Source organism: Flavobacterium sp. B183 (assembly GCF_023539155.1).
GTDB classification, from domain to species: Bacteria; Bacteroidota; Bacteroidia; order Flavobacteriales; family Flavobacteriaceae; genus Flavobacterium; species Flavobacterium tructae.
Map to the genome: position 1 here is coordinate 2032216 of NZ_CP097434.1, position 13130 is coordinate 2045345.

A 13130-nucleotide genomic window follows, 5' to 3' on the forward strand; every position below is an offset into this window, starting at 1 on the left:
TACTATAGCTTAAAAGCATGACAAAGGAAGAATCTATTAAAGAGTATTATTTTAGAATCAATAAAAGTATAGATTACATTAAGGAAAATCTTCATGAAGAGCTTTCTTTAGAAAAATTGGCAGCTCTTTCCAGTTTTTCAAAGTTTCATTTTCATAGAATTTTTAAGTCTGTTACAGGAAAAACAATCAATGAATTTATTAAAAATGCAAAGATAGAGAGGGCTCTGTTTTTCCTGATGAATAATCCGTCAAAGACAATTAGTGAAATAGCCAATGATTGCGGTTTTTTGAATGTTTCCTCTTTTTCAAGAAGTTTTCGTGAAGTCAGACAGATGACACCAAGCGAATGGCGGGTACAGTATAAAAATAGCAATATTCGTATAATAGATAGCAATATTGGAAAAATGCAGTCTGAAATCGAAAACTACCTTGCACTCAAATTAAATAATTTAAAAAATATTGAAATGAGTGAAATTAAGAAACTTGATTTTGAAGTTAAAAATCTTGAGGCATTTAATGTTATTTACATCAGAAATCTCAATATTCACAGTCATGATAGTAAAACATTTGAAGAGATGTTTAAAAAGCTTTTTAGCTGGGCTACTCCAAGAAATTTAGTAAATTTTCCTGAAACCAAAGCATTGACCGTTTACAGAAGTAATGCTAATTTATCAGGAATGCTTCAGGCTGATGTTTGTTTGTCTGTTCCTGAGAAAATAGTAGGAGAGGGGATAGTGGGTAATACCATAATTAGTGGAGGGTTGTATGCCATTTTCCATAAAGAAGGACCAATGTCAGAATGCTTTAAAACCTGGAATTACATATACGAAGTTTGGTTTGAAGAGAATGGCTATCAGCCCGATAATAGAAATTTCTTTCTAAGCCATTTAAATGATCCTAAATTGCATCCTGAAAACCTCCATATTATCGATATCTATATACCAATAAAATTACTATAGGATTAATAACTTCTAAATTCGAATTTATGAAACTGTCTTTTATTGTTACATTTTCTGTTACAGCTAATGGTCTTCAATTTAATTTTAGAATAAATTATTTCTAAAAAAGTATATGAGAGTATTTGAAAAAAGGCCTGAGAATATCAATTCTCAGGCCTTTTTCTAATAATTCATTCGAAAACGATCTAATATCTGAGGCACGAGATTTTGCTTCCGTTATTTTGCAGACCCTTTTTTTGCGTTTTTGATCAAAATAAAAATAGAGAATAAAAATACGATGATATAAAGTACTGCTAAAGCCGGTTTTTCGAAAGTTAGTTTTTCAAAGTCAAATTGTTTGTACAATACTACTCCTAAGATGATTGCAATAATCGAAAAGACAAATGATGATGCTTTTTGGTTTTCCATTTTTTTAATGTTTTATAAGTATGTTAATTAGTATTTCAAGTTAAATGACAAGTATTCCTGAGGCTATCATTTTCAACATATTGGAAGTGAGTTACTTCTTAGAAAATAAATTCTCTACAACCCAGGCCGGACCAATCATTAGAAATTGTAAATCTTTCAAAAAAGAAGGTTTTTTTCCTTCAATATTATGTCCGTAGAATTGACCGATCCAGGCAATTATAAATACGCCAACAGAAAAGATCCATAACGGCAAAACTTGTCCGATATAGTAATTTACAACCAAACAAATTGTCGAAAAAACAGCAATTTTCAAAGCCATCGTTACCGACAGACGAAGGTAAAAAAGAAGTACAAAAATTAAAACAACAGCAGCCCAGTTTTCCAGAACAGGAGCGTTCAGTTTTAAGGTATTGGAGATGAAATCACTTGGAATACTCATTAACAGTCCAACTATCGAAAAGTAGATCGCTGGTACACAAATATAATGTATTGCCTTATTCTTTGGGTTCTGATGACTTACAGCGTATTCATCAAACCATTGTTCTAATGTTCTCATTGTTTTGGGTTTAGTGTCGTAAATCTACTAAAAAAACATTTAGTTTTATCAGTTTCGACTATTCTTAAAAATATATAATCTTAGTTTTTAAGAAGACGCAGATATGAAATTTGAATTAAAAACGCTGCAGATCTGCTTTTAATCTGGCACTAAAGAAGTACTTCGTTTTCGAGAAAAAATAATGAAAAAAGGATAAATTTTAGATTTAATACTCAAAAAAAGGAGGTATTTGTCTTATCATGATAGTTTTATGGCTTTATTAGGTGTGCCGTCGTTTTTTTCATTTCTAATTTTGTCGATAATTAAATAACTTATTAAACAAATAGTTATGTATCAAATAGAAAACAAAGAAGAGGTGATTGTAAAGATTTATGTAATTAATCATGAAAAAGAAAATGATGATCAAACAATGGCAGACGGTTTACAGCTATACAATCATACATGGATTCAAAATGATTTGTCAGAAAATCGAGTTGAAATTGTAAAACTAATTTTTAGTATACTTCTTCTCCTTGCTCTTTTCTTTTCATTTATAGTATTGTTGATTATTAAATTCTGTAATTAATTATATTCAGAAACTTCTGCTTTCTGATTGTAGTCAAAAACATTATCCCATAATGAGTCAACGGTTACCAATGCGTCATCTAAAGGGATAACACTCCATTTACCATTGGATTCAACAGCTAACGCCATAGTTTTTAATTTCAACAAAGCATCCTGTACATCAAAGTCCAGATTTGTATTGAGCGCTGTCGTAAACCAGGACTCAATTTGATTGTCGAGTTCTTCGGCTGAGATTGCATATTCATTTTTGTATAAAAAGGTATAAGCCAGTATCGTTTCTTTCAGTACTTCTTCTTCAGAGGAATTTAGCAGTGAATAGAAAGCACCGCTATTGTTTCCGAGATTTTTAAAGTAAAGGCTGTCTGAAAGGATTTTAGAGTATTTGATTCTTTTATTGACAAAGTTACTGTACTGACGAAACAAATAAAGGGATAAAATACCCAGCGCAATTAAACCCTGATTTAAAGAGGCTTTGCTGTTTAATAAATCGATAGCTTCTCCCGATTGATATGCGCCATACATGCCAATCAAAGCAGGAATTACAGTTGTACTTAAAAGTGAAATTCCGCCTCCAATTCCCGGAACCCAAAAGAACAACTTATCTTTGGTAGACATTCTCGGAATAGCATTTGGGAATATAGTTTCGAGATCATTTTTAGGAACACGTTTAAAGATCTTTAAAGCAACCGAACCCGGTTCGATAGGCATTTTCCCCAGTTTTACTTTTTTTTCTTTAATATAATCGGCTTCGCTGTAATGAAGGTAAATCAGGACACGATCGTAATATTCAATTTCAATTTCTTTCTTCCAGAAATAATATTTTCGAATCTTTTCTTTTGCCTTATGTTGTCCCCGAACGTATAATTCGTAGTCTTTAAAGGCGTTGAAATCAATTGAAAGCTTCAAACCGATTAAGTCTGAATCCTCAAAAGCTTTGTCCAGTGTTTCCTGATCTATTTCACGATAATTTCCCTGTTCTAATACCGTAAGTAATGTTTCTTTGAAAACGTTGAAATCACTTTTACCTATAAAATTTTCGCGTTCGTTCAGACTTAAATCAGGATCAAACAAAGCGTAGTTTTGCTTCAGATTTCGATTAAGATTAAAAGCTTCGTAATGGAAATAGTGTTCAATAATATCAAACAGTTTTCTGAAATCATCCGTTTTCTTGGAATCTTCGGCAAAGGCAGTTAGTTGTTGTTCCAATAGAAATTCCTTGTTGAAGGGAATATAGTGTTCTCGTGTCATAGAGATATTTAGGGGCTATATTTTTTTTAAAGGCTCAAAGATACAAAGTGATTTTGTTTTGATCATAACAGGCTTTTAAAATTTGTTAGATGATCATCAAGAAAGAAATCTTTGTAGATGTTTTCGGTAGAAAGTAAGGAGTGTTTTTCTCATCAATTGAAAACTGTGATTAAAAAAAAACGAGACTTTTAATCGTTGGCATCGATTAAAAAGCTCGCTTAATTGTTCCAAAAAAAATGACAATATTTTATAATTTTCTCTTAGGAAAACTACAATTTAAAATAAAAATTATTTGGTGCAAAACTACCACTTAAGAAAGTTTTGGCAATACGTATTTATACCTGTTTTTGTGTTTTTTTGTCCAAAAGGATTAGAGATTAAAAGTGTATTTTTCCTTAATTTTATTGTTTTATAGTCATTTTTTGCGACTTGTTTTCTCTAATGTATTTAAAGTAGTATTTGTTTGAGATTAATCCGGTTTAGAATTTTTTAATTCTATTATTTTTTGAATGTATTGTATCAGGTTTTCTTTTTCTACCGAAAATGGTGCTTTTTCATCTTCCGTATTCAGGTATAAATCTGCAATACTTTGGGCATCCATATTTTTATTTACGTAATGGTATTCGGTATATTTAATAATGCTTTCTACAAAAAGTTCTTGCAGTTTACCTTTTTCTATAGTTTCTTCGTCACCATTTTTTATTTTTTCTATTTCAGATTCTGGTAAATCAATAGTGAGGTAAGTCGTATCTACGGCCACATTCGAAAGCATTTCTGGGGTAGCTTTTCCTGAAGCGTTACAATAAGCACAAGGACCCGGTGCCCATTTTAATTGTTTGTTTAAACGTCGTATGTCTTCCCAGTCTACAAAACCTTTCCCAAGACATCTTGGGCATCCTGAATTTGATTTTTTAAATAGAAAACTAAAAAAAGGCATTTTTCCGAAAATTTAGGTTAAAGTTGTTTGGCCTTGCGAAGATAATTTTTTTATGTAAGAAAATTATTTTTAAAGCAGATTGTTTTTTTGAGAATTTGAGGGAATTTTATCGAGAGAAAGCATTTGTTTTTTATCGCATAAATATAAAATACGTTTCTGTATCAGGTATTTGACCGTAATCTCGTTTAGCTGCTTTGTTTTTTCATTTTTTTGATGAAAAAAGAATATTTTCTTCGGGTGCAGAATCTAATTCAGAAAGTTTTTGCTTACATTTATGCACCTCAAATCTCAAGAGAATCTACACGTTAAGGCAGTCGGATTTTAAACCTGAAATCGCCTGAAAAGAGTGCATTATGTCTCAGCTATTCGTTTTTTATGTGCTAGAGTTTATAAAATTTAGATGTACGTGTAACAGAAATTAAGAACGAACGTCTAAGTTATTTGTAGTTATCAGGAAGCTCCCGAATTATTTAGATTGGGGATTTTTCATGATTCATTTTATAGTAGGTTTATAATTCAGCTTTATTCCGTAATTCGTTGATCATTTTATGTATCACTAAAGTAGAAAGATATGGTTGTTGAAGTTTTTAAAACAAATGTGCAAAAAGAGGCAGATAAAAATTATGTCATTGCCGTTATTCAAAGCCAGTTTCCTGATTATAAAATCAATTTTGACTTAGAAGATTGTGATAAAATATTGCGTATAGAAGGCATTGATTTAGAGCCTGAGAATATTATCGATTATGTGAATTGTTTAGGATATACTTGTGTAAAATTAGAATAATTAGAATATGATAAATTTTATTGTTTTTTGTTTTTTACTGTTGGTAAAACAGTTTTTAAATTAAGTTTTAGTATAGGAAAGCTTTATTTAAGTATGTGCACATTATTTTTTAAATTTGTGTGCTTATGAAAAAAAGGACTCCTCTTTTTGACTTTACTCAAAAGGTCAATTATAAAAACGAAATTTTAGCGGGATTAACAGTTGCGATGACAATGATTCCAGAATCGTTATCGTTTGCAATTTTGGCTGGTTTTCCACCTTTGGTTGGTTTATATGCTGCTTTTATTGCGGGTTTGGTTACCTCGGTTTTTGGAGGCAGACCCGGGATGATTTCGGGTGGAGCGGGAGCCACTGTTATTGTTTTAATTGCTTTAATGAAATCGCAGGGTATCGAATATGTTTTTGCAGCCGTGGCGCTTGGAGGCATCGTCCAGATTTGTATCGGACTTTTTAAACTCGGAAAATTTATCAGATTGGTGCCGCAGCCCGTTATGTATGGCTTTGTAAACGGACTTGCCGTGGTTATTTTTATGTCGCAGCTGGAGCAATTTAAAATTGTGGTGAATGGGCAAACCACTTGGTTACAAGGATCTCAATTGTATATTATGCTGGCTTTAGTGGCGCTTACAATTGGAATTGTATTACTTTTTTCAAAGATTACAAAAGCAGTTCCGGCCTCTTTGGTGGCAATCATTGTCGTATTTGCTGTCGTATTGATTTTTAATATTGACACAAAAACCGTTCAGGATATTGCCTCTGTTAAGGGGGGATTTCCGTCCTTTCATATTCCAAATATCCCGTTGTCTTTTGAAACCATTAAAATCATATTTCCATATTCTGTAATTGTTGCGGCAGTGGGCTTAACAGAAGGTTTACTGACATTGAATCTTGTCGATGAAATAACAGGTACAAGAGGGAATAGCAACAGAGAATGTATTGCTCAGGGGAGTTCTAACATTTTGAATGGTTTCTTTTTTGGAATGGGGGGATGCCCAATGATTGCACAAACACTGGTTAATCTTTCTGCTGGTTCGAGAGCACGACTTTCGGGAATAATCGCTTCTTTAACGATTTTATTGATTATCCTTTTTGGAGCTCCTGTAATCGGTAAATTACCAATGGCTGCTTTAGTAGGCGTCATGATGATGGTTGCGATTACGACTTTTGAATGGGCGAGTTTCAGGATTATTAACAAAATGCCGGCGCATGATATTTTTGTGGGTGTTTTGGTGGCAGTTGTTACTATTTTACTACACAATCTGGCGTTAGCGGTTCTGATTGGAGTGATTATTTCTGCCTTGGTTTTTGCCTGGGAAAGTGCCAAAAGAATTCGTGCCAGACATTATATTGATGAGAAAGGGACAAAACATTACGAAATCTATGGACCATTGTTTTTTGGCTCTACTGCTGCTTTTATAGAAAAATTCGATCCTTTAAACGATCCCAATCATGTGATTATTGATTTTAAAGAAAGCCGCATAGCAGATATGTCGGCTATCGAAGCATTGAATAATTTGACGAAAAAATACAGTCAGTTAAACAAAGTAATTGAACTGAAACATCTAAGCAAAGACTGTATTGTTTTACTTAAAAATGCTGAAGCTGTTATTGCCGTAAATGTAATTGAAGATCCAACGTACAAAGTTGTTTCTTAGTAGCTTAATTTGTCAATTAGATAATTATCTAATTGCCACATTATCTAATTATTTAAGCATGTTACTAACTTCGGAAAAATTTCCGTCTACTTCATCAATTTGCAAGCCGAGAATATGAGCAATTAAAGGGTATACCGAAACATTCTGAAACGATCCGACCGTTTTATTTACTTTAAAAGCGGGGCCTTTAGCATAAAAAATAGCCTGCATGTCTTTTTCTTTGTTGTCGTATCCGTGTGTACCACCGCTTACATGTACCGATTTTTCTTTTACTAAACTATATCCTTTTTTGGCCTCAATGACAAAATCATGAACTCTCGGATTAGTTCCGAAGTGTAATCTTTTAGGAACCTCTTTGGATTTCCAGAATTTAATATGCGGTACTTTCTTTAAAGCATTTGCGATTGAATCCTGAAAGCCGGGTTTTGCCTGGAGACTCATGATTGGATTAATTACAGCATTATAACCAAGCCATTCGGGTTTTATATAATCCAGAACGGCTACTTTTTTATCATCGCTAATGTTTGCCATTCCATGATCTGAAACGATAATTAAATTGATTTGTTTTCCAATGGATAATTGATTCAGTTTAGAAGATAACCGCCCCATAAGAGTATCCATTCTTTGGATTACTTTTTCGTTTTCAGGAGAAAGAGGACCAAATGAATGGCCGGTATGATCAGGCTCATCAAAATAAAGTGTGATAAAATGCGGACGTTGTTTTTCAGGAAGCTGAAGCCATTTGATTACAGTATCAATGCGGGTTTCGTAAGGAATTTTGTTGTCGTACTCTTTATAAATACCAGGTCTTTTTTGATCCGTATCTGATCCGGGCCAGAAAAAAGAAGCGGTTTTTACTCCCTGTTGTTCAGCAACGTTCCAAATCGGATTTCCGCCATAAAAACGGGAATCATTTTTGGCATTTGAAGACAATGAGAAAGATTCGTTTAATGCAGCATCGTAAAAAACATTATTAATGATTCCATGATGATCGGGGTAGAGCCCGGTAACGATGGCGTAATGATTGGGAAAGGTTTTGCTGGGATAAGAAGGTCGCATTGATTTGGCATGGACACCTTCTTTTGCTATTTGAGCTAGATTTTGAAGTTTGAAATGTTTAGCATAATCCCAACGAAATCCATCCATAGAAACCAGAACCACATAAACGTCTTTTTGGTTTTGCGCATTAGAAAGTATCGTAAGAAGTAAGAATATAAAAGGTAAGAGGTGAATGGTAAATTTTCTCATTTTGAAATTTTAAACAGAACTGTAAAGATATTAATAACCGGATTTTTAATGAAAAAGAGAATGTTAAACAATTTTAAAATTAAAAGGTTTACCACAGATTATAGGATTAAAAAGATTCTCACAGATTATAATCTTTTTAATCCTTTAATCTGTGGCTGGAAAATAATTGTCTGCGAGAATTTTGGGCAAAAAAATATAAAAAAAAACGCCAGATCGAAATCCGGCGTTTTGAGTTTTAAAGAAAAGAACGATTACATCATTCCCGGCATACCGCCACCCATTGGCATACCGCCAGCGTTTTCTTCTTTAATATCGATTAATGCGCACTCAGTAGTTAAGATCATTCCTGAAACCGAAGCAGCATTTTCTAACGCTACACGAGTTACTTTTTTAGGATCGATAATACCTGCTTTAAGCATGTCTACGTATTCGTCAGTTTTAGCATTGTATCCAAAGTCTCCAGAACCTTCACCCACTTTTGCTACTACTACAGAACCTTCAAGACCTGCATTTTCAACAATAGTTCTTAATGGGGATTCAACGGCGCGAGATACAATTTGAATTCCGGTTGCTTCGTCAGCATTATCCGCTTTAAGGTCAGCCAAAGCAGCTTTTGCTCTTAATAAAGCAACACCACCACCTGCAACGATTCCTTCTTCAACAGCAGCACGTGTTGCGTGTAAAGCATCATCAACTCTGTCTTTTTTCTCTTTCATTTCAACTTCAGAAGCAGCACCAACATAAAGAACAGCAACACCACCAGCTAATTTAGCCAAACGCTCTTGCAGTTTTTCTTTATCATAATCAGATGTCGTAGCCTCCATTTGACCTTTAATTTGGTTTACTCTGTTTTTGATGATATCTGCTTCACCTGCACCGCTTACAATTGTAGTATTGTCTTTGTCGATAGAAACTCTTTTTGCCGTTCCTAACATTTCGATAGTTGTATTTTCTAGAGTATAACCTCTTTCTTCAGAAATTACAGTTCCACCAGTTAAGATTGCGATGTCTTCTAACATTGCTTTTCTTCTGTCTCCAAAACCAGGAGCTTTTACAGCAGCGATTTTTAATGCTCCACGTAATTTATTCACTACAAGAGTTGATAAAGCTTCTCCGTCAACATCTTCAGCGATGATCAATAATGGTTTTCCAGATTGAGCAACTGGCTCTAAAACAGGTAGTAATTCTTTTAAAGAAGATACTTTTTTGTCGTATAATAAGATGTATGGAGAGTCTAATTCAACTTCCATTTTCTCAGGATTTGTTACGAAGTAAGGAGAAAGATATCCTCTGTCAAACTGCATACCTTCAACAACATCTACAAACGTATCAGTTCCTTTAGCTTCTTCAACAGTAATAACACCTTCTTTACCTACTTTTGCAAATGCAGTAGCGATTAGTTCTCCAATCACTTCGTCATTATTTGCAGAGATAGAAGCAATTTGTTTGATTTTATCAGAATCACTTCCAACTACTTTTGCTTGTTTCGCAAGGTCAGCAACGATTGCTTCAACGGCTTTGTCGATACCGCGTTTCAAATCCATTGGATTTGCTCCTGCAGCAACGTTTTTAAGACCTTCTTTTACGATTGCCTGAGCTAAAACTGTAGCAGTTGTAGTTCCGTCACCCGCTAAATCATTAGTTTTAGAAGCTACTTCTTTAACCATTTGCGCGCCCATATTTTCTAATGGGTCTTTTAATTCGATTTCTTTTGCAACCGAAACACCATCTTTAGTAACCGTTGGTCCACCAAATGATTTTCCGATAATTACGTTACGACCTTTTGGTCCAAGAGTTACTTTTACAGCATTTGCCAATGCATCAACACCACGTTTTAATCCGTCACGTGCTTCAATATCAAATTTTATATCTTTTGCCATTTTTTTAATTTTGTTTAAAGTTTGATTTGTTTCAAGTTAATGAAGTTCTTAATTCTTAATACTTCGTACTTAAGACAATATTTTTTTAGATAATCGCAAGGATGTCATCTTCACGCATGATCAAATAATCAGTTCCTTCCAGTTTTAATTCTGTTCCTGCATATTTACCGTATAGAACAGTGTCGCCCACTTTTACAGTCATAGTGTGATCTTTAGATCCGTTTCCTACTGCAACTACAGTTCCTTTTTGTGGTTTCTCTTTGGCAGTATCTGGAATAAAGATTCCTGATGCAGTTTTAGTTTCAGCTGCAACAGGCTCAATAAGTACGCGGTCTGAAAGCGGTTTTATGTTTAACGCCATGATTTATTATATTATTAGGTTATACGTTTTTTTAATGTTCTAGAAACTTTCAGAAACTATGCCATGCTGGTAAAACTGACATTATTTCTTAAAAAAAATGCCAGCTTTTGACAGGCTGGCATTTTATAGTGATATTGAAATGTATTATTTAGCTGCAGGCGTTGCCGGAGCAGGTGTTTGTTGAGCAGGAGCAGCTGGTGTAGCAGCAGGCGCTTCAGTTTTTTCAATGATTTTAGAGTCACTGTCGCTTAATGATCCTGTAAAGCTTAAGCTAGAAAGTAAAATTAAAGCAATTAAAATAGTAGCCAATGTCCAAGTACTTTTGTCTAAAAAGTCAGTTGTTTTTTGTACTCCACCTAACATTTGAGTTCCGCTGATTGTAGAAGACAATCCGCCTCCTTTAGGGTTTTGAACCATGATTACTACGATCAATAGAAAACAAACTATTGTGATTAAAACTAAGAAAATTGAAAATGTACTCATTGTTTAAATATTATTGTTATTTTGTTGTAAAATCTTTATATCCGAAATACGGTCTGCAAAGAAACTAATTTTTTCTGGATATTTCAAAATTAATATTTCATATGCTTGTATTGCTTTGGTGTATTTTTTTTGTTCCAAATATACTCTGGCCAAAGTTTCTGTCATTAGGTAAGAATTATCTTCTTTACTTAGGTCTGATTGTACGGTCTGCGTTATTGCAGTTTGTTTGATAGGAGAGATCTTCGGATTGGTTTCGATGAATTTATCGATCAATTCTGCTTTTTTCTTTTTCTCTTCTTCAATTGATTCTGTTACTGTTGGAGATTCCGTTACTTTTTCGGGCTCTTTTATTTCGGGTGAAGTTTCTTCGCTTCTGTCAATTGGTTCCGTTCTGGCTAATTGCAGCCATTCCTGAAAAGAATGTTTTTCGTTAACAGAAAAGTCTAAAGGCTGTCCTATTTCCAGATTTTCTTCTGCTATTTTTACACTCTCAGGAGCTTGGGCTTCTTTTGGTTCCTCGATTAATTCAGGTTGTTCGGAAACAACCGTTGTTGCTTCTTTTATAGAATTTAATATCGATTGCTCAACTGGGTTGACTTTTACTTCTTTAACCTCTGGTTTTATTTCCTGAATTTCTTCCTCAACGATTTCATCAAAGAAAGTTGGTGTCGGCTCTTTGGTTGGAGGTAATACAGGTTGTTGTTCCGTCTGCTCTGTTTCCGTCTGCTCGATTCTTGCAGGTTCTTCTAAAATGATCGGAGCAACTTCTACAGGTTCGGCAGCAATAAATTGTTCTGAAACAGATTCAACAGCTTTTTCTATTGTTTTTACCGGCTCTTCAAAAGTTACAGCTGCTGCTTCTTGTGCAGAATCTAGTATTGATTGTTCAATAAATTGATTAACAGGTTTTTCTTCTGCTTTTACAGGTTCTTCAAAAGTTACTGTTGCAGCTTCTTTTATAGAATCCAAAATAGATTGCTCGATTGGATTAACACGTACTTCCGGTGTTTTTTTGACTTCTTCAAAGGATACGATCTCACTGTCAAAAACTTTAATTTCCATAAGGTCTCTAAGTTTCTTATCGTAATATTCACTTTGAATCGAAGTGAAAGATTCAGAAGTAATAAAATCAAATAATACGGTACGATCCGTAGTATGAGCTGCTGTGACTTTTAACGCATAATTATACTTAAAACTGTTTTGATCGTAAAGTCCTTTTAAGCGCAAGGCTCTTGCACTTTGAAAATAAGGAAATTCATTCAAAACGCTTCCCAATGCTTCTGCCTGCTTTTCGGTAATAGCATCAGGCTTGTTCATTAAGTAGGTATAATCGGTTACATTCATTTATTCTATTGTTTAATCGTTTATGGATTTAATCGCTTATTTGTTTCACTGTTTAATCGATTAAACGCTTAAAAGTTTTAATGATTCGACAGAAAAGCAAATTACCATTTTGCTAGTGACTCGTTAAAAATATCTTGTGTGATTCTTTCAAAAATAACCTGAATAGCTGTATTTAGCGTAGCTCCGGTAGGCAGTCCCTGTCCTGGAAAATCATAGTAAAATTCAAATGTTTTTTCGAAATCGTCTTTTTCCTTCTTTTTATTGGTAAACCTCACATGTACACGAATACTTAAACGGTTTTGGAAAGCTCCCTGATCGGCTGTGGCCGTCATTGGTGTGGTTCTGTAATCTACAATTTCTCCTTCGTAAACTAAATCACCACTATTACTTACCAGGTTTAAATTGGTTTGATTTTGAATTAAGTCTTGTAGGGTCAATGTAAAAGTTCGATCAATTCCCGGTTCAATTAAATCAGCATTATTTTGAAAAAAGTTGACCTGAAAAGTTTTGGCATCGATGTTTCCTGTTCCTGTAAAGTTGTAAACAGAACAACCGCTTAGCATGAACAAGCTCATTAAGGCTAATAAAGAATATATTTTTTTCATAATATCAATTGGGGGTAAATTCCAAATCTCAAATTCCAAGTTTTTAGGGAATCCCATTTTTTTTCAAATATAACAATTTGGATTTGAGTGCTGGCGCA

Annotated in this window: 14 protein-coding genes; 4 read left to right on the forward strand and 10 right to left on the reverse strand. The window is 33.9% G+C overall.

Annotation, left to right across the window (positions count from 1 at the left end; all coding sequences use genetic code 11):
- The first annotated feature begins 17 nt into the window (after positions 1-17).
- Positions 18-959 (forward strand): GyrI-like domain-containing protein, encoded by a 942-nt coding sequence (locus tag M4I44_RS09040; RefSeq protein ID WP_249967085.1) that lies wholly within the window; start codon positions 18-20, stop codon positions 957-959.
- Between the two features lie 216 nt (positions 960-1175).
- Here M4I44_RS09040 and M4I44_RS09045 read toward each other — a convergent pair whose 3' ends face one another.
- Complete coding sequence (locus M4I44_RS09045) at positions 1176-1367, reverse strand: hypothetical protein (RefSeq protein WP_017497008.1); 192 nt, start codon at positions 1365-1367, stop codon at positions 1176-1178.
- Positions 1368-1458: 91 nt separating this feature from the next.
- Positions 1459-1923, reverse strand: coding sequence for a DUF962 domain-containing protein (locus tag M4I44_RS09050; RefSeq protein WP_249967086.1), 465 nt, complete (start codon positions 1921-1923; stop codon positions 1459-1461).
- Positions 1924-2251: 328 nt separating this feature from the next.
- Here M4I44_RS09050 and M4I44_RS09055 point away from each other — a divergent pair, with 328 nt between their 5' ends.
- Positions 2252-2488, forward strand: a complete 237-nt coding sequence (locus M4I44_RS09055; protein WP_249967087.1) for a hypothetical protein — start codon at positions 2252-2254, stop codon at positions 2486-2488.
- Here the strand turns inward: M4I44_RS09055 and M4I44_RS09060 are convergent.
- A complete protein-coding gene (locus tag M4I44_RS09060) occupies positions 2485-3735 on the reverse strand; it encodes a TMEM143 family protein (protein WP_249967088.1) in 1251 nt (416 codons plus the stop codon). The genes M4I44_RS09055 and M4I44_RS09060 overlap by 4 nt on opposite strands.
- A gap of 469 nt (positions 3736-4204) precedes the next feature.
- On the reverse strand, positions 4205-4672 hold the full coding sequence (locus M4I44_RS09065) for a hypothetical protein (protein WP_070908721.1): 468 nt from the start codon (positions 4670-4672) through the stop codon (positions 4205-4207).
- Between the two features lie 571 nt (positions 4673-5243).
- Between M4I44_RS09065 and M4I44_RS09070 the strand changes: the two genes are divergently transcribed.
- Entirely contained in the window at positions 5244-5456 is a 213-nt protein-coding gene (locus M4I44_RS09070) for a hypothetical protein (protein WP_017497003.1), read from the forward strand.
- 125 nt (positions 5457-5581) lie between these two features.
- Complete coding sequence (locus tag M4I44_RS09075; RefSeq protein WP_249967089.1) at positions 5582-7111, forward strand: SulP family inorganic anion transporter; 1530 nt, start codon at positions 5582-5584, stop codon at positions 7109-7111.
- 48 nt (positions 7112-7159) lie between these two features.
- Here M4I44_RS09075 and M4I44_RS09080 read toward each other — a convergent pair whose 3' ends face one another.
- From M4I44_RS09080 to M4I44_RS09105, 6 genes are all read right to left on the reverse strand, one after another.
- Positions 7160-8359 carry an ectonucleotide pyrophosphatase/phosphodiesterase gene (locus M4I44_RS09080; RefSeq protein ID WP_249967090.1) on the reverse strand — a complete coding sequence of 400 codons (1200 nt, stop codon included), beginning with the start codon at positions 8357-8359 and terminating at the stop codon, positions 7160-7162.
- Positions 8360-8610: 251 nt separating this feature from the next.
- A complete protein-coding gene (gene groL, locus M4I44_RS09085) occupies positions 8611-10239 on the reverse strand; it encodes a chaperonin GroEL (RefSeq protein WP_017497000.1) in 1629 nt (542 codons plus the stop codon).
- An 85-nt stretch (positions 10240-10324) separates the two neighbouring features.
- The gene (groES, locus tag M4I44_RS09090; protein WP_012023920.1) at positions 10325-10600 is read right to left on the reverse strand and encodes a co-chaperone GroES; all 276 of its coding nucleotides are present in this window, start codon (positions 10598-10600) and stop codon (positions 10325-10327) included.
- Positions 10601-10744: 144 nt separating this feature from the next.
- Positions 10745-11083 carry a preprotein translocase subunit SecG gene (secG, locus tag M4I44_RS09095; protein WP_026110045.1) on the reverse strand — a complete coding sequence of 113 codons (339 nt, stop codon included), beginning with the start codon at positions 11081-11083 and terminating at the stop codon, positions 10745-10747.
- A gap of 3 nt (positions 11084-11086) precedes the next feature.
- On the reverse strand, positions 11087-12427 hold the full coding sequence (locus M4I44_RS09100; protein WP_249967091.1) for a tetratricopeptide repeat protein: 1341 nt from the start codon (positions 12425-12427) through the stop codon (positions 11087-11089).
- 101 nt (positions 12428-12528) lie between these two features.
- On the reverse strand, positions 12529-13032 hold the full coding sequence (locus tag M4I44_RS09105; RefSeq protein WP_026110044.1) for an LptE family protein: 504 nt from the start codon (positions 13030-13032) through the stop codon (positions 12529-12531).
- Between the last annotated feature and the right edge of the window lie 98 nt (positions 13033-13130).